Origin of the sequence: Streptomyces mauvecolor, from assembly GCF_039532965.1 — a bacterium.
Taxonomy (GTDB): domain Bacteria; phylum Actinomycetota; class Actinomycetes; order Streptomycetales; family Streptomycetaceae; genus Streptomyces; species Streptomyces violascens.
In genome coordinates this window covers 19072-41594 of record NZ_BAAASQ010000010.1, presented here as the reverse complement: position 1 = coordinate 41594, position 22523 = coordinate 19072, and the positions used below count along the sequence as shown (strand labels likewise).

At 70.9% G+C, this 22523-nt stretch carries 24 protein-coding genes and 3 tRNA genes; 11 read left to right on the top strand and 16 right to left on the bottom strand.

The annotated features are described in order from the left end of the window. Positions 1-321 precede the first annotated feature (321 nt). Complete coding sequence (locus ABD346_RS15060) at positions 322-1341, top strand: adenosine deaminase (RefSeq protein WP_344375207.1); 1020 nt, start codon at positions 322-324, stop codon at positions 1339-1341. A 206-nt stretch (positions 1342-1547) separates the two neighbouring features. Here the strand turns inward: ABD346_RS15060 and ABD346_RS15055 are convergent, their stop codons facing one another. Beyond that, positions 1548-2144, bottom strand: a complete 597-nt coding sequence (locus ABD346_RS15055) for a TetR/AcrR family transcriptional regulator (RefSeq protein ID WP_344375206.1) — start codon at positions 2142-2144, stop codon at positions 1548-1550. Positions 2145-2239: 95 nt separating this feature from the next. Between ABD346_RS15055 and ABD346_RS15050 the strand changes: the two genes are divergently transcribed. Then, positions 2240-2872: an NAD(P)-dependent oxidoreductase gene (locus ABD346_RS15050; RefSeq protein WP_344375204.1), complete on the top strand. Its 633-nt coding sequence runs from the start codon at positions 2240-2242 to the stop codon at positions 2870-2872. Positions 2873-2920: 48 nt separating this feature from the next. Here the strand turns inward: ABD346_RS15050 and ABD346_RS15045 are convergent, their stop codons facing one another. From ABD346_RS15045 to ABD346_RS15010, 8 genes are all read right to left on the bottom strand, one after another. Beyond that, a complete protein-coding gene (locus ABD346_RS15045; RefSeq protein ID WP_381225879.1) occupies positions 2921-3976 on the bottom strand; it encodes a UDP-N-acetylmuramate dehydrogenase in 1056 nt (351 codons plus the stop codon). A 737-nt stretch (positions 3977-4713) separates the two neighbouring features. Continuing rightward, positions 4714-6177: a DHA2 family efflux MFS transporter permease subunit gene (locus ABD346_RS15040; protein ID WP_344375203.1), complete on the bottom strand. Its 1464-nt coding sequence runs from the start codon at positions 6175-6177 to the stop codon at positions 4714-4716. Positions 6178-6335: 158 nt separating this feature from the next. Continuing rightward, on the bottom strand, positions 6336-6911 hold the full coding sequence (locus tag ABD346_RS15035) for a TetR/AcrR family transcriptional regulator (RefSeq protein WP_344375202.1): 576 nt from the start codon (positions 6909-6911) through the stop codon (positions 6336-6338). Between the two features lie 91 nt (positions 6912-7002). Then, the gene (locus ABD346_RS15030) at positions 7003-7437 is read right to left on the bottom strand and encodes a MaoC family dehydratase (protein ID WP_053724312.1); all 435 of its coding nucleotides are present in this window, start codon (positions 7435-7437) and stop codon (positions 7003-7005) included. A gap of 1 nt (position 7438) precedes the next feature. Continuing rightward, positions 7439-7891, bottom strand: coding sequence for an FAS1-like dehydratase domain-containing protein (locus ABD346_RS15025; RefSeq protein ID WP_344375200.1), 453 nt, complete (start codon positions 7889-7891; stop codon positions 7439-7441). Positions 7892-8024: 133 nt separating this feature from the next. Further along, positions 8025-8189 (bottom strand): 50S ribosomal protein L33, encoded by a 165-nt coding sequence (gene rpmG, locus ABD346_RS15020; protein WP_003956487.1) that lies wholly within the window; start codon positions 8187-8189, stop codon positions 8025-8027. Between the two features lie 88 nt (positions 8190-8277). Then, positions 8278-8350: transfer RNA gene (locus ABD346_RS15015), tRNA-Met, on the bottom strand. Between the two features lie 44 nt (positions 8351-8394). After that, positions 8395-8467 (bottom strand) — tRNA-Thr (locus ABD346_RS15010). A gap of 231 nt (positions 8468-8698) precedes the next feature. Between ABD346_RS15010 and ABD346_RS15005 the strand changes: the two genes are divergently transcribed. The 6 genes from ABD346_RS15005 to ABD346_RS14980 all read left to right on the top strand — a co-directional run bounded on the left by ABD346_RS15005 (position 8699) and on the right by ABD346_RS14980 (position 14526). Then, positions 8699-9967: an amidohydrolase family protein gene (locus tag ABD346_RS15005; RefSeq protein ID WP_344375198.1), complete on the top strand. Its 1269-nt coding sequence runs from the start codon at positions 8699-8701 to the stop codon at positions 9965-9967. 53 nt (positions 9968-10020) lie between these two features. After that, positions 10021-10677, top strand: coding sequence for an SDR family oxidoreductase (locus ABD346_RS15000; protein WP_344375197.1), 657 nt, complete (start codon positions 10021-10023; stop codon positions 10675-10677). A 233-nt stretch (positions 10678-10910) separates the two neighbouring features. After that, entirely contained in the window at positions 10911-11549 is a 639-nt protein-coding gene (locus ABD346_RS14995) for a hypothetical protein (protein WP_344375196.1), read from the top strand. 111 nt (positions 11550-11660) lie between these two features. Further along, on the top strand, positions 11661-11885 hold the full coding sequence (locus ABD346_RS14990; protein WP_344375432.1) for a ferredoxin: 225 nt from the start codon (positions 11661-11663) through the stop codon (positions 11883-11885). After that, positions 11842-13266, top strand: coding sequence for an NAD(P)/FAD-dependent oxidoreductase (locus ABD346_RS14985; protein ID WP_381225889.1), 1425 nt, complete (start codon positions 11842-11844; stop codon positions 13264-13266). The genes ABD346_RS14990 and ABD346_RS14985 overlap by 44 nt, the downstream gene beginning before the upstream one ends. Before the next feature lie 24 nt (positions 13267-13290). Continuing rightward, entirely contained in the window at positions 13291-14526 is a 1236-nt protein-coding gene (locus ABD346_RS14980) for a cytochrome P450 (RefSeq protein ID WP_344375193.1), read from the top strand. Positions 14527-14792: 266 nt separating this feature from the next. Here ABD346_RS14980 and ABD346_RS14975 read toward each other — a convergent pair. Beyond that, a tRNA-Tyr gene (locus tag ABD346_RS14975) sits at positions 14793-14874 on the bottom strand. Positions 14875-15101: 227 nt separating this feature from the next. On the opposite strand from ABD346_RS14975, the gene ABD346_RS14970 reads away from it, so the two are divergent. From ABD346_RS14970 to ABD346_RS14960, 3 genes are all read left to right on the top strand, one after another. Continuing rightward, positions 15102-15590: a YajQ family cyclic di-GMP-binding protein gene (locus tag ABD346_RS14970; RefSeq protein WP_344375192.1), complete on the top strand. Its 489-nt coding sequence runs from the start codon at positions 15102-15104 to the stop codon at positions 15588-15590. An 84-nt stretch (positions 15591-15674) separates the two neighbouring features. Further along, positions 15675-16196: a methylated-DNA--[protein]-cysteine S-methyltransferase gene (locus ABD346_RS14965; protein WP_344375191.1), complete on the top strand. Its 522-nt coding sequence runs from the start codon at positions 15675-15677 to the stop codon at positions 16194-16196. After that, entirely contained in the window at positions 16193-16861 is a 669-nt protein-coding gene (locus ABD346_RS14960) for an alpha-ketoglutarate-dependent dioxygenase AlkB family protein (RefSeq protein ID WP_344375189.1), read from the top strand. Before ABD346_RS14965 ends, ABD346_RS14960 begins: the two co-directional genes overlap by 4 nt. 10 nt (positions 16862-16871) lie before the next feature. On the opposite strand, the gene ABD346_RS14955 is transcribed toward ABD346_RS14960, so the two are convergent. From ABD346_RS14955 to ABD346_RS14930, 6 genes are all read right to left on the bottom strand, one after another. After that, positions 16872-17141 (bottom strand): GlsB/YeaQ/YmgE family stress response membrane protein, encoded by a 270-nt coding sequence (locus tag ABD346_RS14955; RefSeq protein WP_189963108.1) that lies wholly within the window; start codon positions 17139-17141, stop codon positions 16872-16874. 140 nt (positions 17142-17281) lie between these two features. Next, positions 17282-17674, bottom strand: a complete 393-nt coding sequence (locus ABD346_RS14950) for a YccF domain-containing protein (protein WP_344375187.1) — start codon at positions 17672-17674, stop codon at positions 17282-17284. Continuing rightward, complete coding sequence (htpX, locus tag ABD346_RS14945) at positions 17671-18534, bottom strand: zinc metalloprotease HtpX (RefSeq protein ID WP_053724090.1); 864 nt, start codon at positions 18532-18534, stop codon at positions 17671-17673. Before htpX ends, ABD346_RS14950 begins: the two co-directional genes overlap by 4 nt. Positions 18535-18681: 147 nt before the next feature. Next, positions 18682-19137, bottom strand: coding sequence for a large conductance mechanosensitive channel protein MscL (locus ABD346_RS14940; protein ID WP_344375185.1), 456 nt, complete (start codon positions 19135-19137; stop codon positions 18682-18684). Between the two features lie 280 nt (positions 19138-19417). Continuing rightward, positions 19418-20950, bottom strand: coding sequence for an NADH-quinone oxidoreductase subunit N (locus ABD346_RS14935; protein WP_344375183.1), 1533 nt, complete (start codon positions 20948-20950; stop codon positions 19418-19420). Next, complete coding sequence (locus tag ABD346_RS14930) at positions 20947-22521, bottom strand: complex I subunit 4 family protein (RefSeq protein ID WP_344375182.1); 1575 nt, start codon at positions 22519-22521, stop codon at positions 20947-20949. Before ABD346_RS14930 ends, ABD346_RS14935 begins: the two co-directional genes overlap by 4 nt. Between the last annotated feature and the right edge of the window lie 2 nt (positions 22522-22523).

Below are 22523 nucleotides of genomic sequence, written 5' to 3'. Positions count from 1 at the left end.
CGGGTCGGGTCGGGTGCGGTCGGTTCGGGACTCGTTCGGGTTCGGGTCGGTTCGGAATGGTTCGGGTCGGTTCGGGACTCTTTCGGGTTCGGCTCTGATTCGGGGCTAGTTCGGGTTGGGGTCGGGACTGGGTTCGGGTTCGGGTTCGGGACTCGCTCTGGTTCGGCTCGGTACTGGTTCGGCGCTCGGGTCTGGTTCCGTTCGGGTCTGGGCCGGGGGCGGTGCCTCGTTTGAGGTGTCGCCCCCGTTTCTGCGTTCGGACCCCGTCCCGATCGGGGAAAGGGGCTGTCGAATGCCCGTGGGGTGCGGCAAGATCCCTGGATGGAGCACGTTCGCGACGTACGAGATCTGCCGAAGGCCCATCTGCATCTGCACTTCACCGGGTCCATGCGGCCCTCTACCCTGCTCGAACTCGCCGACAAGTACGGCGTACGGCTGCCCGAGGCGCTGACCGGCGCCGAGCCGCCGAAACTGCGGGCCACCGACGAGCGCGGCTGGTTCCGCTTCCAGCGCCTCTACGACGCGGCGCGGTCGTGTCTGCGCGCCCCCGAGGACATCCAGCGCCTGGTGCGCGAGGCCGCCGAGGAGGACGTCCGGGACGGTTCCGGATGGCTGGAGATCCAGGTCGACCCGACCTCGTACGCGCCGCTGCTGGGCGGGCTCATCCCGGCCCTGGAGATCATCCTGGACGCGGTCGACTCGGCCTCCCGCGAGACCGGGCTCGGCATGCGTGTCGTGGTCGCGGCGAACCGGATGAAGCACCCCCTCGACGCGCGCACCTTGGCCCGGCTCGCGGTCCGCTACGCCGATCGCGGCGTGGTCGGTTTCGGCCTGTCGAACGACGAACGCCGCGGCATGGCAAGGGACTTCGACCGCGCCTTCGCGATCGCCCGCGAGGGCGGCCTGCTCGCGGCCCCGCACGGCGGCGAGCTCTCCGGCCCGGCCTCCGTACGCGACTGCCTCGACGATCTGCACGCGCGGCGGGTCGGCCACGGGGTGCGGGCGGCCGAGGACCCCCGGCTCCTGCGCCGCCTGGCCGACAAGGGCGTCACCTGCGAGGTCTGCCCGGCGTCCAACGTCGCCCTCGGCGTCTACGAGAAGCCCGAGGACGTGCCGCTGCGGGTCCTGTACGACGCGGGCGTCCCGCTGGCCCTGGGCGCGGACGACCCCCTCCTCTTCGGCTCCCGCCTGGCCGCCCAGTACGAAATCGCCCGCCATCACCACGCGTTCACCGACGAGGAACTGGCCGATCTGGCCCGCCAGTCGATCCGGGCCTCGGCGGCCCCGCAGGACGTCCAGGACAAGCTGCTGGCGGGGGTGGAGGGGTGGTTGGCGGGCTGATGCGGCTGAGCCTGCGGGCCGGGGCCGCGGGGTCGTGCCGGCGCGCCGCTTAAGGGGTGCGGGGCTGCGACATTGTGCGGCTCCGCCGCGATGGGGGTCCCCCTGTTCGAGCGAAGCCGAGAACTAGGGGAAGCGACCGGCCTCGGACGGTCCGCGGCCGACGAACCGCACGCGGGAGCATCACGCCGCACCGCCCTGCCAAGGGCCTACCCGATGCCCCGCAGCAGCGCCCGAGCCACCCCCCGCGCAAATTCCTCCGGCGTCTGAGGAGGCTCCCCGGAAGGCGTCATGTCGTACGCGAACGCCCGCTGCGCACACGCCCCGAGCAGCAGCGACGCAGCCGCATACGTATCGGCGTCCTCACGGATCCGCCCGGCCGAACGCTCCGCCCGGAGATACCTGTCCACCCACTCGATCGGCATGTGCGGCCCGGAGCCCAGCTCCCGCAGCGCCTCGTCATGGCGCCGCTTCAGCTGCGGATCCGCGTACAGCGACGCCGCGATCGGAAAGCTCTCCGCGTAGAACAGCGCCGCCTGGCGGGCGATCTCCGTCAGGTTCGACTCCACCGACCGCTTCCCCGGCTCCGCCGCGAGCCCCTCCACCAGCGGGCCGAGCTTCGGCAGCCGCTCCTTCAGGACCGTCACGAACAGGTCCTCCTTGCTCGCGAAGTGCTTGTAGAGCGCCGCCTCCGAGCACCCCGCCGCCTTCGCGATCTCCTTCGTCGTGGCGCGGGCGAGGCCGATCGTGAGCATGAGCTCGTGCGCTGCGTCGAGGATGCGGACGCGGGTCGGCGGCGACTGCATATGTGCTCCAACGGGGCTCGGGGCTTGACGGGTGGGTGAGTACTTACCCACTCTAGTGGTGAGTGAATACTTACCCACCCTAGGAGGGTGACGCCATGAGGCTCACGGTTTTCGGTGCCACAGGGGGCATCGGCCAGGAAATCGTCAAGCAGGCGCTGGCTTCGGGGCACGAGGTCACGGCGGTGGTGCGCGATCCGGCCAGGTTCGCCGTGACCGGCACCGGCCTTCAGGTCGTCAAGGCCGACCTCACCGACCCCGAATCGCTGCGCGGAGCCGTGGCCGGGCGGCACGCCGTCCTTTCCGGGCTCGGCGCCCGCAAACGCTCCGACGCCGGAATCACGGCCCGGCTCACGCGGTCGGTCCTGGCCGCGATGGAGTCCGAGGGCGCTCGGCGGCTGGTCGTCGTGAGCGCGGCCCCCGTCGGGCCGGAGGCCCCCGGCGACGGGCTCCTCGACCGCGGCATGCGGTCCATGATCAGCGCGATCCTGAAGGAGGTGTACGCCGATCTCCGCGCCATGGAGGCCGAGTTGGCGGCCAGCGCCACCGACTGGACGTCCGTACGCCCGCCCAAACTCACCGACAAGCCGTTCACCGGGTCCTACCGCCGGGTCGTCGGCGGCACCCCCAAGGCGGGCCGCACCATCGCCCGCGCCGACGTGGCCCACGCGATGCTGGCCTGCGTGGACGACCCGGCGACGGTGAAGCAGGGGGTGGGGGTGGCGTACTGAGGAGGTTGCGAGCCGAGCGGCACGGGGCGCTTGGCTCGGTACAAATCCTTAAACCTCTACGCCGACCGCCACCGGCTCGTTCACCAGCGTCACGCCGAAGGCCAGCTCCACCCCCGCGACCACCTCGCGGGCCAGCGCCAGCAGGTCCTCGGTCGTGGCGCCGCCGCGGTTCGTCAGCGCGAGGGTGTGCTTCGTGGAGATGCGGGCGGGGCCGGTCCCGTACCCCTTGGTGAAGCCGGCCTTGTCGATCAGCCAGGCGGCGGAGGTCTTGGTGCGGTCGGCGCCGGCCGGCCAGGCGGGGGGCGTCACGTCCGCGCCAAGGCGCTCTTGGGCGCGGGCGACGAAGGCCGCGTACGCCTCGTTGGGGAGGATCGGGTTGGTGAAGAACGAGCCCGCCGACCAGGTGTCGTGGTCCTCCGGGTCGAGCACCATGCCCTTGCCCGCGCGCAGCTTCAGCACGGTCTCGCGGGCGGTCTCGGCGGGGACCCGGTCGCCGGGCTCCACGCCGAGGGTCCGGGCGGTCTCGGCGTACTTGACCGGCGCGGAGAGCCCTCCGGCGTCCTCCAGCTCGAAGACGACGCGGAGGACGACGTAGCGGTCGGGGTGCTGCTTGAAGCGGCTGTTGCGGTACGAGAAGTCGCACTCGGCGTTGGGGATGGTGACGGTGGTGCGGTCGAGGCGGTCGTAGGCGACGACGTGCGTGATGGTGCTGGACACTTCCTGGCCGTACGCCCCGACGTTCTGGATCGGGGTCGCGCCGGCCGAGCCCGGGATGCCGGCGAGGCACTCGATACCGGCGAGCCCGGCCTCGACGCTCCTGGCGACGGCGTCGCTCCACACCTCACCGGCGGCGAGTTCGAGGCGGGTGCCGTCGAGCTCGAAGCCGCGGGTGGCGATGCGCAGGGCCGTCCCGGCGAAGCCCTTGTCCCCGATGAGCAGGTTGCTGCCGCCGCCGATGACGAGCAGCGGGGTGCCGCTGTCGTCGGCCTCGCGTACGGCATCGATGACCTCGGCGTCGGTGACGGCGGTAACCAGCCGGTCCGCCGGGCCGCCGAGGCGGAGGGTGGTCAGGGGGGCGAGGGGGGCGTCGTGAAGTTCCTGCACGGGGTCCAGCGTACGGGGGCGGCCCGGCGGGGCCGCGCGGCGGCTCGGCGGAGCTGCGCCGCCCTGCGGTCCGGAGTGGGGTGCAGGCGTGCGGTGGCGATGCCGCCCTGCGGTCCGGAGTGGGGTGCAGGCGTGCGGTGGCGATGCCGCCCTCCGGTCCGGAGTGGGGTGCAGGCGTGCGGTGGCGATGCCGCCCTCCGGTCCAGAGTGGGGTGCAGGCCTGCGGCGGCGGCGCCGCCCTTCGGTCGGCCGTGCGGGCAGATGCCGCGGGCCGGGGCTGTGGCATCGCCGGTACGGAGCGCACCACCGGGGAGTGGGGGCGTGAACGCGGCGGGGTACCTCCTCATACGTCGCGCAGTTCCGCCCACCGGACATCCCCCCAGAACCAGCGCTCCTCCTTGCGGGGGCACCCCACCACGTCCCCACCCGGCCGGACACGCGCCCGCCCGTAGTGCCTCGGTCACCGTTCAGACAACGGCTGCTCATACGAACCACCGTACGGAGCGTCCCGCCGACGAACCCGCAACCACTGGCTGTTCCCGCAACTGCGTGCAGCCCCCTGGAGAACGGGAGGAGCCGACGGGACCCCCCAAGCCCGCCGAAGGGAGGTAACTCCGGCCAGGCGGATAATTCCCGGCCCGCCGCAGGCGGGCGCCCCGCCTACCGGGGGACGGCCGCCCCGCGGGCAGAGCGGGCGGGTGGGAGAGCACCCCCGACCCGCCCAGCGCCGGCAAGCCTCAGCCCACCAGCTCTCGCACCCCCTCAGAGGCCTCCGGCGCCGCTCCGGCGCGGGGCAGGGCCGCGCGTCCGGGGAGGAGCATCGCCGACATCGCCGCAACCGCGACCACTCCCGCCCCCACCCAGAGCGCCGGGCCAAGGCCGTCCACGAAGGCCTGCGCCGACCCGTACCCGCCCTGCGCGGAGAACACCGACGCCAGCACCGCGATGCCGAGCGCACCGCCGACCTCCCGCAGCGCGTTGTTCGCGCCGGAGGCGATGCCCTGCTCGGAGGGCCGCACGCTGGACATCACCAGATTCGCGGCGGGCGCGAAGTACAGCCCCATCCCGATGCCGCTGATGATCAGCGCCGGCAGCTGCGCCCCGTACGACACGTCCGGCGAGATGATCGCGGCGAACCAGCCGAGCCCGATGGCCTGGAGCGCGAGGCCGGTGGCCACGACGGGCCGCCCTCCGATCCGGTCGGAGAGGAATCCGGCTATCGGCGCGGCGATCATCGGCATGCCGGTCCAGGGCAGCATCCGAAGGCCCGCCTCCGTCGGCGAATAGCCGATGACGTTCTGCAGGAACTGGCTGAGCAGGAAGATCGAGCCGAACATCCCGACGAACATCAGCAGGCTCGCCGCGTTGATCGCGGAGAACGCCCGGCTGCGGAACAGCCGCATCGGCAGCATCGGGTTCGCGCTGCGCATGCCGTGGACCACGAACCCCGCGAGGAGCGCCGAACCCGCGATCAGGCCGGTCAGCACGGTCGCGCTGGTCCACCCGTCGGGGTTGCCGCGGATCAGCGCGTACACGATCCCGAAGAGCCCGCCGCTGGCCAGGAGCGTGCCCGGGATGTCGAGCCGGGCGCCCGTGCCGTACGACTCGTTCAGGCGCAGCCGGGCCAGGGGAAGCGTGAGCAGGCCGAGCGGAACGTTCAGCCAGAAGATCCACTGCCAGGACACGTGCTCGGTCAGGCTGCCGCCGATCAGCGGCCCCGATGCCACCGCGAGGCCGTTCACCGCGCCCCAGATCCCGTACATCAGGCCACGCTTGGCGGCGGGCACGGCCGCGGTCAGCAGCGTGAGGGTCAGCGGCATCATGATCGCGGCGCCGGCCCCCTGTATCGCGCGGGCCGCGATCAGCCCGTCGATCCCGGGAGCGAGTGCCGCCCCCGCCGAGGCACCGGTGAAGATCGTCAGCCCGGTGATGAAGAGCTTCCGCCGGCCGAACCGGTCACCCAGCGCCGCCCCGAACATCAGCAGCACCGCGAAGGTGAGCGTGTACGCGCTCACCGTCCATTCGAGGTCGTCCAGCGCTCCCCCGAGGTCCTCGCGGATCGACGGCAGCGCGGTGGTGACGACGAGGTTGTCCAGCGCCGCCATGAACCCGGCGACGCTGGTGATCACCAGCGCCCACCCCGCACCCCCACGCCGCCCCGCGCCGTCTCGTGGCCTTCTTTCCGGCTTCTTCTCCGACATCGCTCCCCCTTGTTGGGTTAGTTATCAATGACTAACTTCGGCTGCCATGAAGAAATAAGACAGGAGAGGCTCGGGCGGGCCCCATCCCGATGGTTCAGTTCAGTTCGATCCGGTCAGGTCTGTTCGCGGGGGCGGGGTCGACGTCCGGCACGACCCGGCTACACCGCTCCGCCACCCAGCCGCTTCGGCTGGGCCGACTCGTAGAAGCCCTGCCAGACCCGGTCCTCGGGCGGAAACCCCAGCGCCACCAGGGTGTTGATGAGCATCCCGTACGCCAGGAACGTCGTCGTCCCGCCCTGGTCCGCGCCCAGCGCCAGGTGCACCGTGTCGTACAGCTCCGTCCACCCGGCCCGCACCGCCTTGCCGAACTCGTGGTCGCCGGCCGCCTCGGCGGCCGCCGCGGCCACGTACGTCTGCATCTGCAGAAGCAGCTTGTCGCGGTCCTCGGTGATGAGCGTCTGGTACGCCGCGCCCATCGCGTGCAGCGCCTCCTCGCCTTCCAGCCCGTCGGCCGCCTCCCGGAAGACCTCGACAGTCTCCTTGATGCAGCGGTCGGACGCCGCCAGGAAGATGGCCTGCTTGTTAGGGAAAAGGCGGAAGAGGTACGGCTGCGAGACACCCACCCGCTTGGCGATCACCTCGGTGGACGTGCCGTGATACCCACCACGGGCGAACTCCACCATCGCCGCACGGACGACGCTCTCGCGCCTCTCTTCTGCGCTCATCCTGACCATGCGAGTAAGTTAGTGGTTGATAACTAACTACGTCAAGGGTTCGGCTGCGCGGGGGACTCCGGGGGAGCCCCCCGGAGTCCCGCCGACCGGCTCACGCCAGCCGTACGACCGCTCGCGACATCCCGAGGACCTTCTGGCCCGCGCTCATCGCCGTGAGGTCCACCCGTACCGTGCGCGCCTCGTCGTCCAGCTTCGCCGCCACCTTGGCGCTGACCTCGATCAGCGCGCCGGTCTCGTCGTTCGGGACGACCACCGGCTTGGTGAAGCGGACGCCGTATTCGGCCACCGCGCCCGGGTCGCCGACCCAGTCCGTGACCACGCGCACCGCCTCGGCCATCGTGAACATGCCGTGCGCGATGACGTCGGGCAGCCCGACCTCCTTCGCGAACTTCTCGTTCCAGTGGATCGGGTTGAAGTCCCCGGAGGCACCCGCGTACTGGACGAGCGTGGCGCGGCTCACAGGGAACGAGGCGGACGGCAGCTCGGTGCCGGGCTCCACGTCCTCGTAACGGATCTTCGCGGTCATGTCAGGCCCCCTCGGCCGCTCGGGACACCAGCTTGGTCCACGCGGTCACGACGTGTTCGCCGGCCTCGTCGTGGACCTCGCCCCGGATGTCCAGGATGTCGTTGCCCGCGAGGGACTTGATCGCCTCGATGGTGGACGTCACGGTCAGCCGGTCGCCCGCGCGGACCGGGCGGCTGTAGGCGAACTTCTGGTCGCCGTGCACCACCCGGCTGTAGTCCAGGCCCAGCTGCGGGTCCTCGATGACCTGGCCCGCCGCCTTGAACGTGATGGCGAACACAAAGGTCGGCGGCGCGATCACATCGGTGTGACCAAGGGACTTGGCCGCCTCCGGGTCGGTGTAGGCGGGGTTCTCGTCCCCGACCGCCACAGCGAACTCACGGATCTTCTCGCGGCCGACCTCGTACGGGGCGGTGGGCGGATAGGTCCGCCCCACGAAAGACTGGTCGAGCGCCATCTGCTGGCTACCTCCTGCGAATGAGGGTTCGGATCCCTGTGGGTACGGAAAATCTAGTCGTACGCCAACGCCGAGAGGCCGCTCCCCCTGCGGGGAACGGCCTCTCGAACGAGCCTGAATGCCAGATCCGTGATTAACGGGTCTCGCGGTGCGCAGTGTGCGAGTTGCAGCGCGGGCAGTGCTTCTTCATCTCAAGACGGTCCGGGTTGTTACGCCGGTTCTTCTTGGTGATGTAGTTCCGCTCCTTGCACTCCACGCAGGCCAGCGTGATCTTCGGGCGGACGTCGGTGGCAGCCACGTGAGTGCTCCTTGACGGACGGATTGACGGATGAACGCATAAAAGAGTAGCCGATCGAAGGACCGACCCCACAATCGGCTACTGTGTGTAGCGGTGACCGGACTTGAACCGGTGACACAGCGATTATGAGCCGCTTGCTCTACCGACTGAGCTACACCGCTTTGACACGGAGTCCCTCACCCGAAGGTGAGGGCTTCCGCACCAGAGCCCCAATACGGAATCGAACCGTAGACCTTCTCCTTACCATGGAGACGCTCTACCGACTGAGCTATTGGGGCGAGCGATGAAGACATTACACGCTCCCTCGCCGATCGCCCAAATCCGTTTCGTGCCGCCCAGCGGACGGCCTCCCGGGCCCCCGCCCCACCGGTCTCGTAGGCCACTCAGGGCCACACCGGTACGACTATTGCGCTCCTCCTCGATGCGCGGGTTGGCCGCCCCTAGGCTCGCCTCACGCTGCGTGATCATGCCTGCCCGAGCCTGATCACCCGAGCCCGATCAGGAGCGCGATGTCCGACAGCCACCAGCAGCCGGCCCACTCCCCCGGCACCGGCGAAGGCCCCGACCCGACCTCCGCCTCCTCCCTGCTGCTGTGCGGCGCCCGGCTCGCCGACGGGCGCACCGTGGACGTGCGGCTCGGCGGCGGCCGCATCGAGGCGGTGGGCACCGCGGGCAGCCTCACCGCGCACGGCGCGCGCGTCGACCTGAACGGCTTCCTGCTGCTGCCCGCCCCCGCCGAGCCGCACGCCCACAGCGACACCGCGCTGACCGCCTTCAGCGCGGAGGGGCCGGTCTCGTACGCCGTCGAGGAGGTCCAGCGCCGGGCCACCGAAGCCGCCCTGCTCCAGCTCGGGCACGGCGCCACGGCGCTGCGTTCGCACGTACGCATCGACGAGGTCAGCGGGCTCGACCCACTGGAGGCGGTACTCCAGACCCGGCGCTCCCTGCGTGGCCTCACCGAGCTCGCGGTCGTCGCCGTGCCCCGTCTGCTCACCGGGGTGGCCGGCGCGGACGGGCTCGCCATGCTGCGCGACGCGGTGAAGATGGGCGCCTCGGTGGTGGGGGGCTGCCCCGATCTGGACGCCGACCCGGCCGGCTACGCGGAGGCCGTCCTGGAGCTCGCCGCCGAGCACGGCTGCGCCGTCGACCTGCATACCGACGGCACCGACCCGGCGCGCCTGGCCCGCCTCGCGGCCATGTCCGGCGGCCTGCGCCCCGGCGTCGTGATCGGCCCCTGCGGCGGCCTCGCCCGCCTCCCCCGCGACACCGCGGCCCGCGCCGCCGACCAACTCGCCTCCGCCGGAGTCGCGGTGACCTGTCTCCCGCAGGGCGGATGCGGCATGACGGACCGTCAAGGAGCAGCTCCCGTACGGTTGTTGAGGGCCGCCGGGGTCCGACTGGCAGCCGGAAGCGGGGCGTTGCGCGACGTCTCCAACCCGGTCGGCCGGGGCGACCCCCTGGAGGCCGCCTACCTCCTCGCCTCCCAGGCCGGTATGCGCCCCGAGGACGCGTACGCGGCGGTCAGCACGGTCGCCCGCGAGACGATGGGCCTTCCGGAGGTACGCGTCGAGGCGGGCTTCCCCGCCGAACTGCTCGCCGTACGCGGCGAACGCATCGCGGGCGTCCTCTCGCTCGCCTACAGCCGCATCGTCATCCACCGGGGCCGGGTCGTGGCCCGTACCAGCGCGGTGCGCGAGTACTGCGACTCGGCCGCCGCGGTCGCCCTCGGACTCCCCCGCCAGGGCCGCCCCGACCCGGGCCGTGGCGAGACCGGGTGACGAGGTCGCCGCTCCGCCAGCGGGCCGCCGCGTCTGCGGCTACCGTCGTCAGCATGCGCATTGTCATTGCTGGAGGTCATGGTCAGATCGCGCTGCGGCTCGAACGCCTGCTGGCGGCGCGCGGCGACGAGGTCGCGGGAATCATCCGCAAGCCGGAACAGGCGGACGACCTGCGACAAGCGGGCGCGGAGCCGGTCGTCCTGGACCTGGAGTCGGCGTCGGTGGACGCCGTCGCCGAGGTGCTCCGGGGCGCGGACGCGGTGGTGTTCGCGGCGGGCGCGGGCCCGGGCAGCGACGCCGCCCGCAAGGAGACGGTGGACCGGGCGGCGGCCGTCCTGTTCGCCGACGCGGCCGAACGCGCGGGCGTACGCCGGTACGTCATCGTGTCGTCGATGGGTGCGGACGCGGCCCACCGCGGTGACGGCGTCTTCGACGCCTACCTGCGCGCCAAGGGCGCCGCCGACGACGCCGTGCGCTCCCGCGCGACCCTGGACTGGACGGTCCTGCGCCCCGGAAGCCTCACCAACGACGCGGGCAAGGGCCAGGTCTCCCTGGCCGCCTCGACGGGCCACGGCGCGATCCCCCGGGACGACGTGGCCGCGGTCCTGGCCGAACTCCTGGATACCCCGGCAACAGCAGGCCTGACCCTGGAACTGATCTCGGGCTCGGCCCCGGTGACGGTCGCGGTGAAGGGCGTGGCGGGGAACTGAGCCAACCCTTCGGACTCACCCGGCCACCCGCCCGGGGCCGTGACCTCCACCACTCGATGCGACCCGTCGACAGCCTCTCGGTGGCTCGGGCATTCGATGCGGGGGTCCCCGCATCCGGCCGGCAGCCATAGCCCGTATGGCGCACCGTGGCTTCCTCCCGAGTGGCTCCGATGGCGCGAGGCCCTGGATCGCTGGTGTCTGTACGAAGGAGGGCAGGCAGAAAGCGGGAGACCATGGAGCGGAAGCACGAGCGCCTCGCGACACCCTGGGCCGCCGGAGTGGCCGGGGTGGTGTTCGCGGTCCTGATGGCCGCGGCGATCGTCCTGATGCGCATCGCTCTGCCCGGCGGCGCCGGCGGGGACGAGGTGACCGCCGATGCCGGACAGCGCAGCGCCGTCCGGACGGCGCTGGCGCTGCTCCCGTTCGCCGGGATCGCCTTCCTGTGGTTCATGGGCGCCCTGCGCGAGCAGACCGGCGAAAGAGAGGACCGGTTCTTCTCCACTGTGTTCCTGGGCAGCGGTCTGGTCTTCGTCGCGGCCCTGTTCGGCGCCGCCGCGGCAGCCGGAACCGTGCTCGACGAAAGTCAGCAGCACCCTGCTTTCGGCCGGCACTTCGCTTACGCCCTGCTGACCACGTACGCCATGCGGATGGCAGCCGTGTTCATCATCACGACCTCGACCATCGGCCGCCGAAGCGGCGTCCTCCCGCGCCCGCTCGTCGCCCTCGGCTACCTGGCGGGCCTCGCGCTGCTCGTGGTGGGAGCCAATGTGCCCTGGTCCGAACTGGTCTTCCCGGCCTGGGCGTTGCTCCTCGGCCTGAACATCCTGCGGGGTCGGCGTCGCGCCCGGTCACGGTCGGCCCCATCGACCTGACCCGACCGCACCGCCCACTCGAACGGCCGCACTCCCGTCGCCGCATCCCGTCCGGCCACCGAGGGTGGTCACAGGGGGCTGAGCGGGCCGTTGGAGAGGACCCATCCCGTGGTGAGGATTGCCGTCGACCTGAACCGCTGTCAGGGGTATGCGCAGTGCGCCTTCCTCGCGCCCGAGATCTTCGCCATGCACGGGGAGGAGGCGCTGCTGTACACCCCGGAGGCCGACGAGGCACAGCGCGAGAAGCTGATCCAGGCCGCCATGGCGTGCCCCGTCCAGGCGATCCTGGTCGATGCGGTGGACGTCCCCGCCGAGGCGGTGTCCGGTGACCGGTGACGGATCCCTGGAACGGCTCAAGCGCGACGGCCGCATCGTCGTCGTCGGCGCCTCGCTGGCCGGCCTGCGAGCCGCGGAAACCCTGCGTGACAAGGGCTTCGCGGGCTCCCTGACCATCATCGGTGACGAACCCCACGAGCCGTACGACCGGCCCCCGCTGTCCAAGCAGGTGCTGCTGGGCAGGGCGACCGCCGACCGGATCTCGCTGCCCAGGCGCCGGGACGTCGACGCGACCTGGCGGCTCGGGGTCCCGGCCACCGGCCTGGACATGCCCGGCAAGCGGGTGCGGCTGGCCGACGGCGACGAAGTGCCGTACGACCGGCTGCTGATCGCCACCGGGGTACGGGCGCGACCGTGGCCCCGCGAGGCCGAGGCGGAACTCGACGGCGTCTTCGTGCTGCGCACCCGCGACGACGCGGCCGCGCTCGCCCGGCGGCTCGACGAGGGCCCCAAGCGGGTCTTCGTCATCGGCGCCGGGTTCGCCGGCTCGGAGGTCGCCTCCGCCTGCTGCGAACGCGGCATCCCGGTCACGGTCGCCGAGCGCGCCGCAGCGCCCCTGGTCGGCGCGCTCGGCGGGGTGGTCGGCGCGGTCGCCGCCGAACTCCATCGCAAGCACGGGGTGGACCTGCGGTGCGGAGTCATGGTGACCGCTCTGGAGGGCGACGCCTCGGGGCGGGTGCGCGCCGCGCACCTGTCCGACGGCTCCACCGTGGAGACCGACGTGGTGCTCGTTTCGCTCGGCGCCACCCGCAACACCGGCTGGCTCGCCGGATCCGGACTCGGGGCGGGCCCGCGCGGGATCGCCTGCGATGCCGGCTGCCGCGCGTTCGACATCCGGGGGATCGTGACCGACGACATCTATGTGGCGGGCGACGTCGCCCGCTCCCCGCACGCCCTGTTCGGCTACCAGTTCCTGTCCCTGGAGCACTGGGGCAACGCGGTCGCCCAGGCCGAGATCGCGGCGCACAACATGCTGAGCGAAAGCACCGACCGCCTCCCGCACCTGTGGATGCCGGCCTTCTGGTCCTCGCAGTTCGGAGTCAACATCAAGTCGGTCGGGGTGCCGTCACTGGGGACGGAGATCCTCATCTCACAGGGGTCGCTGGAGGAACACCGGTTCGTCGGCGTCTACGGGTACCAGGGGCGCGTCATCGGTGCGGTCGCCTTCGACCACGGCCGGTGGCTGCCGTTCTACCAGGAGCTGATCGAGACCACCGCACCGTTCCCGCCGGCGTTCCCCACCGTCGACCGGCGCTCGGACGGACATCAGCCGATGGACGCGGACTACCCCGACCCGTCGGTCCCCACGCACGGCCCCACCGTGACGCTGAGCGGATACTCGCCGGCCGACCGCCGGATCACGTTCATCCCTGCGCACTGACGCGCACGGCCACGAGGACACGCCATGACGCAATCCCTCCTGCACCAGATCCTGGACTACGCCAACCGCGCCGATCCGTACCCGATCTACGAAGAGCTGCGGAAGACGCCGGTCCACCACGAAGAGGACGGGCCGTACGTCGTCAGCACCTACTACGAGATCCGCAGCCTCCTGCACGATCCCCGGATCAGTTCCGACTCCCGCAACGTGGCCTCGACCAGCCGCGACCCGCTGGCCGAGTCGACCGAAGGAGACGGCGCCCTGCCGCCCAGCTTCCTGCGGCTCGACCCTCCGGAACACGACCGGCTGCGACGCATGACGAACCGGCCCTTCGGCCCGCCGCACTCGCCTCACCGGGTCGACGGGATGCGCGGAGAACTCCACGGCATCGTCTCCGGCCTCATCGACGGCATCGGCGACCCGGGCCGGATCGACCTGGTGGACCAGTTCTCCTACCCCTTCCCCGTGACGGTGATCTGCCGGCTGCTCGGGGTTCCGCGCGAGGACGAGGCGCGCTTCCACACCTGGGCGGACACGATCGCCGCGAGCCTGGACCCCGACCCGGACGGGGATCCCGCCGAGCGGGGCAGGACGTCGCACGACGCCCGGATGCAACTGGGCATGTACTTGGCGGGCCTGATCGAGGAGCGCCGCAAGAAGCCCGGGAACGACATGCTCTCCGAGCTGGCGGCGGCCGGCGGCGAAGACGGCTCGATGACCACGATGGAACTCCTCAGTACCGCGGCGCTGTTGCTGATCGCGGGCCACGAGACGACCGTCAACCTGGTCACCAACGGAATGCTGACCCTGCTGCGCAACCCCGATGTCCTTGCGCGGCTGCGGGCGGATCCCCGGCTGGCCGTGCCCATCGTCGAGGAACTGCTGCGCTTCGAGCCGCCCGTACAACTGGTGCCGCAGCGCACCACCCTCGCCGACATCGAGGTCCGGGGTGTCACCATCCCCAAGGGCGCCTCCCTCTGGCTGGTCCTGGCGTCCGGCAACCGCGACCCCCAGCGCTTCGAGGATCCGGACCGCTTCGACCCGGACCGCGGGGACATCCAGCATCTCGGCCTGGGCAGCGGCATCCACAGCTGTTTCGGCGCACCTCTCGCCCGCCTCGAGGCCCAGTTCGCCCTGTCGGAACTGGCCCGGAGGCTGGAAAACCCCCGGCTCATCGAGGACCCGCCGCCCTACCGGCAGAACGCCGTGCTGCGCGGGCCGCGGCATCTGCCCATCTCGTGCGACGGGATCCGCCCTTAGGGCCTGTCCGGTCCGGCGGACCAGCTCGGCGTCATGGGCCCGCCGGACCGGCTCCAGGAGATCGGCGCCCCTGCGCCGGCCAGCCCGGACAGCTCCGGCGCTTGGCCCGTGACCGGCCCGCACGTGCTGGTCGGATCCCGGATCCGCACGGCACAGAGTGAGACACGTCACCCGGTTTCGATTTCACTCGAAAGATCGCCGAGGGCACAACGAAGAGACCCCCGGTGACCTGCATTTCTGCAGGTCACCGGGGGTCTCACCCAGTGTGGCGGCGCCAGGATTCGAACCTGGGTAGGCAGAGCCGACGGATTTACAGTCCGTTCCCATTGGCCACTCGGGCACACCGCCATGGGATGTCGCCTTCGGTTTCCCGCTTTTCGGCGGTGCTCCGTGGCAACGACGTAAACGATACCCGATGCCCAGGGGTGCTTCGCCACCCCATTGATCAGCGCTCTGCCGGGCATGGGGTGACTAGGCTTTGGGGCGGTGGTCCGGCAGTGGGGCCGGGTCGCCGCGCGCTCGGCCGCAGGGGCCGTGCGCATCCGACACGCACCCGATCCAAGGAGCCACAGGACATGGCCGACTCCAGTTTCGACATCGTCTCGAAGGTCGAGCGGCAGGAGGTCGACAACGCCCTCAACCAGGCCGCGAAGGAGATCTCGCAGCGCTACGACTTCAAGGGCACGGACGCCTCGATCTCCTGGTCCGGCGAGAAGATCCTGATGCAGGCGAACGGCGAGGAGCGGGTCAAGGCGATCCTCGACATCTTCGAGACCAAGCTGATCAAGCGGGGCATCTCCCTGAAGTCGCTGGACGCCGGCGAGCCGCAGCTGTCCGGCAAGGAGTACAAGATCTCCGCCTCCATCGAGGAGGGCATCTCCCAGGAGAACGCCAAGAAGGTCGCCAAGGTCATCCGCGACGAGGGCCCCAAGGGCGTCAAGGCCCAGGTCCAGGGTGACGAGCTGCGCGTCTCCTCGAAGAGCCGCGACGACCTCCAGGCCGTCCAGGCCCTGCTCAAGGGCAAGGACTTCGACTTCGCCATCCAGTTCGTGAACTACCGCTGAACCGGACGTGGTGTCCGATTTCCGCCAGCACACGCTGGGCGGGGGTCGCAGACTCGGTGTCGTACGCAAGGGAAGGAAAGTGCGATGACTGTCTATGCGACCCTCGACAGCCCCCTCGGTGAGCTGTTGCTCGTGGGGGTGGAGTCGGCTACCGCGCCGGGCGGGACCGCGCTGGTCTCGCTTTCCGTGCCGGGACAGAAGGGCGGCGCCGTCGTCCAGGACGGGTGGCGGCTGGCGCCCGAGGCCTTCGCCGGCATCGCCGCGCAGCTGCGCGCGTACTTCGCCGGCGAGCTGACCCGATTCGACATCGCGTACGCGGCCGACGCGCCCGGCACCGACTTCCAGCGCCGCGTCTGGGCCCAGCTCGACGCCATCGAGTACGGGACGACCGCCTCGTACGGGGAGATCGCCCGGCGGATCGGCGCCTCCTCCGTGCAGGTGCGGGCGGTCGGCACCGCCATCGGGCGGAATCCGCTGCTCGTGGTGCGGCCCTGCCATCGCGTGATCGGCTCCGACGGCTCCCTCAAGGGGTACGCCGGTGGGCTTGAGCGGAAGGAAGCGCTGCTCGGGCTCGAGGGCGCTCTGAGCCCGACACCGACGTCATGAGCGAGGGGCTGTTCTCGCTGCCCCGGCCCGCGCGGGCCGAGATCGCGCCCGGCGCCGTTCACGTGCCGGGCTGGCTCTCGCTCGACCGGCAGCGGGAACTCGTCGCGGCCTGCCGGGCCTGGGCGCGCGGGCCCGTGCCGATCCGCCACACCGTGCTGCCGGGCGGCGGTGTCATGTCCGTGCAGACGGTGTGCGTCGGCTGGCACTGGCAGCCCTACCGGTACACCCGCACCGCGGCGGATGTGAACGGGCTCCCCGTGGCCCCATTTCCCGACTGGCTCGCCGAGTTGGGGCGTTCCGCGATCGCGGCGGCGTACGACGACCCGGGCGCCGCCGAGCGCTACTCCCCCGACACCGCGCTCATCAACTTCTACGACGGCGCCGCGAAGATGGGGCTCCATCAGGACAAGGACGAGAAGTCCGGGGCGCCAGTCGTTTCGCTCAGCATCGGGGACAGCTGCGTCTTCCGGTTCGGCAACAGCGAGAACCGCGGGCGCCCTTATACGGATGTGGAGTTGAGCTCCGGCGACCTGTTCGTCTTCGGCGGGCCGGCCCGGTTCGCGTACCACGGCGTGCCCAAGGTGATGCCGGAGACGGGTGATCCCGCGACCGGCCTGAACAGCGGACGCCTCAACATCACCCTGCGCGAGACCGGGCTCGTATAGGCCCGAGCCGTCAGCGGCTGCGCGAGTTGCCGAACAGGATGCGGTAGATGATCAGCAGGACGAGCGAGCCGCCGATCGCCGCCGCCCAAGTGGCGCCGTCGTAGAAGTGGTTGGTGATCGGACGGTCCAGCCAGCGGGCCGATATCCAGCCACCGACGAACGCTCCCGCAACGCCTATGAGGGTCGTGCCGATCAGGCCGCCCGGGTCGCGGCCGGGGAGCAGGATCTTGGCGATCGCCCCGGCGAGCAGGCCGAGAATGATCCAGCTGACGATGCCCATGCCGGGAACCTGCCTTTCGTACGCACTGCGCGGGGCATTGCCGTATTGCGTAACCCCGCAACCATTCGGTTCGTCCGGGAAGACGCCACCAGCGCGCGCACGGTTGCACGCGCCGTCAGGGTACGGGCGGGCCACCCGCCTCAGCGGGCCGCGAACGGCTGGTCCGTGGGGACGATCTCCTTGCCCAGGGGCAGCAGCGACACGGGGATCAGCTTGAAGTTGGCGATGCCCAGCGGGATGCCGATGATCGTGACGCACAGCGCTATGCCGGTGAAGATGTGGCCGAGCGCCAGCCACCAGCCGGCCAGGATCAGCCACAGGACGTTGCCGACGCAGGAGGGCGCACCCGCGCCCTGCCGGTCCACGACCGTGTAGCCGAACGGCCAGAGGGCGTAGAGGCCGATCCGGAAGGCCGCTATCCCGAAGGGGATGCCGATGATCGTGATGCACAGCAGCAGACCCGCGAGCATGTAGCCGAGGAACATCCAGAAGCCGCACAGGATCAGCCAGATGACGTTCAGGATTGTCTTCATGAGCGGCGACCTGCCATCTGTTCGAGTCGGGCGATGCGTTCCGCCATCGGCGGGTGGGTCGAGAACAGTTTGGACACTCCCTGACCGGGGCGGAAGGGGTTCGCGATCATCATGTGGCTCGCCGTCTCGATGCGGGGCTCGGGCGGCAGCGGGAGCTGCTTGGTGCCCGCGTCGAGCTTGCGCAGGGCGCTGGCCAGGGCCAGCGGGTCGCCGGTGAGCTGGGCGCCGGAGGCGTCCGCCTCGTACTCGCGGGAACGGCTGATCGCGAGCTGGATCACCGAGGCCGCGAGCGGGCCGAGGATCATGATCAGCAGCATGCCCACGATGCCGGGGCCCTCGTCGTCGTTGGAGCGGCCGACCGGGATCAGCCACGCGAAGTTGACCAGGAACATGATCACCGAGGCGAGCGCGCCGGCGACCGACGAGATCAGGATGTCGCGGTTGTAGACGTGGCTCAGCTCATGGCCGATCACGCCCCGCAGCTCCCGCTCGTCGAGGATCTGCAGGATCCCCTCCGTGCAGCACACGGCCGCGTTGCGGGGGTTGCGGCCCGTCGCGAAGGCGTTGGGCGCCTGCGTGGGCGAGATGTACAGCCGGGGCATCGGCTGGCGCGCCTGCGTCGAGAGGTCGCGGACCATCCGGTAGAGCGCCGGGGCCTCGAACTCGCTGACCGGGCGCGCCCGCATGGCCCGCAGTGCCAGCTTGTCGCTGTTCCAGTACGCATAGGCATTCGTGCCAAGGGCCACCAGAAGCGCGATGATCAGCCCTCCGCGGCCGAAGAAGCTGCCGATGACGATGATGAGCGCGGACAGTCCTCCGAGGAGGACAGCTGTCCTCAGCCCGTTGTGCCGGCGGTGCACGGTACGCCCTCCAAGTGGTGCGGCGGGGAGCCCTTCACTGGTCGTCCTTCCACGTTCCAGTGGACTCTCCCGTACTGGTCAACGCCAGGCGGGGGACGCTGGTTCCCTTGTGCGCGCTGGAGGGCGCGTTAGGCCGTACGGGTCGGGTCAGCGCGGGGCGGGCAGCCCGGCCATCGCCAGAGCCTTCGCGTCGGGCTCGATCTCGCTGGTGCAGTGGGAGCAGCGGGTCGCGATGCCGGGGATCTGCGAGTAGCAGCGGGGGCAGTCGCGCAGGGCGGCCTTGATGTCCACCGGCTTGTCCCGGTCGAGGCGGGCCTGGACCTTCATCATGGGCACGACGACGAGGAAGTAGAGCACCGCGGCGGTGATCACGAAGGCGATGGCCGCGCCGATGAACTTCCCGTAGGGGAAGGTCACGCCCTCCGCGGTGAAGGTCGCCGTGCTGAAGTCGCCGGTCGAGCTGGTGGCCAGGCCGATCAGCGGGGTGATGAACGCGGTGCTGAAGCCCGTGACCACCGCCGTGAAGGCCGATCCGACGGCCAGGCCGACGGCCATCGTCACTATGTTCCCGCGCAGGATGAAGTCCTTGAACCCGCTCAGCACCGCTCTGCTCCCTGTTGTGTCTCGTCTTGGTTCCGCGTCGTCGCACATGCGTCCGTACTGCGGTGTGCGCGTACGACAGTGCCTTCTCAGGGCCTCCCGGACCAAACCGTGCCCGGGCATCGGGCTTGCCAAAACGGAATCGCGGCCGCAATAGGGTCAGGCCGGCAGGAGATCGGTTTCGATTGCCTGTGGCTCGCCCATGGGGCGAGCCGCGCCCCCGTGAGAGGGCGCGGCTCGACAGGCGCTTCTGTTGACGCGGGCGCGTTCTTGAAGCGCGTCCTTAAAAGAGGGTGACCGAAGCGAAGTGCAGGGCCAGTTGGGGGACGCCGGACAGGACGACGCCGACGAACGCGGTCAATGCGATGGCGACCGTGAGCGGGGCCGGGACACGGGGTCGTGCGGCCTCGGCGGGCTGCTCGGCGGCCTCGGGCGACCGGAACAGGATCGCGGTCCAGCGCAGGTAGTAGTAGAGGGCGACGACCACGTTGACCGCCATGACGACCGCGAGCCAGCCGAGCCCCGCGTCGACGGCCGCCGAGAAGACGGTGACCTTGGCGAACAGGCCGATGATGCCCGGCGGAAGACCGGCCAGGCACAGCAGGAAGAAGGCCAGCGCAAGGGCGGCCAGGGGGCGCTCGGCGTACAGGCCCCGGTAGTCGGTGAGTCGGTTCAGCGGCTTGCCGCGGGCCACCAGGGCGGCGACCGCGAACGCGCCCAGGTTCACGACGGCGTACATCAGGGCGTACGCCACGGTGGCGCCGACCTGGCTGCCGCTGGAGTACGCGGCGGCCGCGATCGGCACCAGGAGGTAGCCGGCCTGCCCGACCGAGGACCAGGCGAGCAGCCGGACCGCGCTGTGGGCGCGCGTCGCGGACTGGCGCAGGGCGGCCGCGTTGCCGATCGTCATGGTCAGCGCGGCGAGGACGGCGAGCGCGGGGCCCCATACGTCGGCGTACGAGGGGAAGGCGACGACGGTCACCAGGATGAGCCCGGAGAAGCCGACCGCCTTGCCGACGACGGAGAGGTAGGCGGCGACGGGCAGCGGCGCGCCCACATAGGTGTCGGGCACCCAGAAGTGGAAGGGTGCCGCGGCCGTCTTGAAGGCGAAGCCGACGAGGGTCAGGACGACGCCGGTCTTCGCGACGGTGCCCAACGGGCCGGGAACGGTGGCCAGTTTGGTGGCGATCTCGGTGAGGTGCAGGGTGCCGGTCGCCGCGTACACGAAGCTCACGCCGAGCAGCATCACGGCGGTCGCGGTGACCGACGACAGGAAGAACTTCAGGGCGGCCTCGGAGGACAGCCGGTCGCCCCGCTTGAGGCCGACCAGGGCGAAGGCCGGCAGCGAGGCGACTTCCAGGGCGACGACGAGGGTGGCCAGGTCGCGGGCGGCGGGCAGCAGGGCCGCACCGGCCGCGGAGGAGAGCAGCAGGAACCAGAACTCGCCCGCGGGGAGCTTCTCCTTGGTGTCCCGTACCGAGAGCAGCGCGGTCAGCAGGGCGCCGCCGAGGACCAGGGCCTGGATGACGAAGGCGAACTGGTCGACGGTGTAGCTGCACGCGTCCGGGTTCGCGGTCAGGCAGAACGTCGAGCGGCTGCCGGTGCGCAGCGGGGCGAGCGAGGCGAGGGCCGCGACCAGGCCCGCGATGGTGATCCAGCCGAGCAGCGGCTTGCGCGACGGCGACAGGAACAGGTCGGCGAGCAGCACGATCAGGGCGACGGCCGCGGCGATCAGGGGCGGCGCGATCGCGACCCAGTCGACGGACTGGACCAGGCTTGCGGTGCCGGCCGCCGCGGTGGTGACGTCGGGGGTCACGACTTGCCTCCTGCGAGGAGCTTCTGGACGGCCGGGTCGGTGAGGCCGAGGAGGACCGCGGGCCAGAGCCCGGCGAGGACGGTGAGCGCGACGAGGGGGCTCCAGGCGGCGAACTCGTAGCCCTGGATGTCGGCGAGCCGCGGGCCCTCGGCCGGCTTGCCGCCCATGCAGACCCGGCGCACCACGACCAGCAGGTACGCGGCGGTGAGCAGGGTGCCGAAGGCGGCGATCGCCACGAAGGTGAGGTAGGCGGGGCGGCTGAGGCCCGCGGCCGGCTCGAAGGCGCCGAACATGGCGAGCATCTCGCCCCAGAATCCGGCGAGTCCGGGCAGTCCGAGCGAGGCGACGGCGGCGAAGGCGAGCAGTCCGCCCAGGCGCGGCGCCCTGCCGTAGAGGGCGGCTCCGGTGGCGCCGGCCAGGGTGTCGAGGTCGGCGGTGCCGTAGCGGTCCTTGAGGGCGCCGACCAGGAAGAACAGCAGGCCGGTGATGAGGCCGTGGGCGATGTTGGCGAAGAGCGCGCCGTTCACGCCGGTCGGGGTCATCGAGGAGATGCCGAGCAGCACGAAGCCCATGTGGCCGACGGAGGAGTACGCGATGAGCCGCTTCAGGTCGCCCTTGTTGCCCTTCTTGGCGAGCGCGAGGCAGGCAAGGGATCCGTAGATGATCCCGGCGACGGCGAAGGCGGCCAGGTAGGGCGCGAAGGTGTGCATGCCGTCCGGCGCGATCGGCAGGACGATGCGGACGAATCCGTACGTGCCCATCTTGAGGAGCACGCCGGCCAGCAGCACCGAGCCGACGGTCGGTGCGGCGGTGTGGGCGTCCGGGAGCCAGCTGTGCAGCGGGAACATCGGGGTCTTGACCGCGAGCCCGATCCCGATCGCCAGAACGGCGATGACCTGCACGGATGTGGTCAGCCCACGGCCGTTGTCAGTGGCGAGTGCCACCATGTCGAATGTGCCCGACTTGAGCCCGACGAGGAGCAGGCCGAGCAGCATGACGACCGAGCCGAGCAGTGTGTAGAGGATGAACTTCCAGGCAGCCGCCTGCCGTTGGTCCCCGCCCCAGCGGGCGATCAGGAAGTACATCGGGATGAGGACCATCTCGAACGCGAGGAAGAACAGCACGAGATCGAGGACGGCGAAGGTGGCGAGGGTGCCGGACTCCAGGACGAGCAGGAGCGCGACGAACGCCTTCGGGGACGGGCCCGCCGGCATCTTGAAAGAGGAGTACAGCGCGCAGAGGAAGGTCAGCAGCGCGGTCAGGACCAGGAGGGGGAGTGAGATGCCGTCGATGCCCAGGTGGATGTGGACGTTCAGGGCCGGGATCCACTGGATGTCCGTCGTGGCCTGCATCGTCGACGGGTGGCCGTGGTCGAAGCCGAGCGCGAGGACGATCGCGGCGATGAGGATCACGCCGGTCACGGTCACGCCGTGGCGCAGCACGGCCTGGTCGGGGCTCTTGCCCTTCAGCCCGGGCGGCGCGGGGAGCAGGGCCGCGACGGCGCCGATGAGCGGGGCGACGACGATGAACGCCAGGAGGAACTGCATCACGGACTCGCTGATATCGATCACGG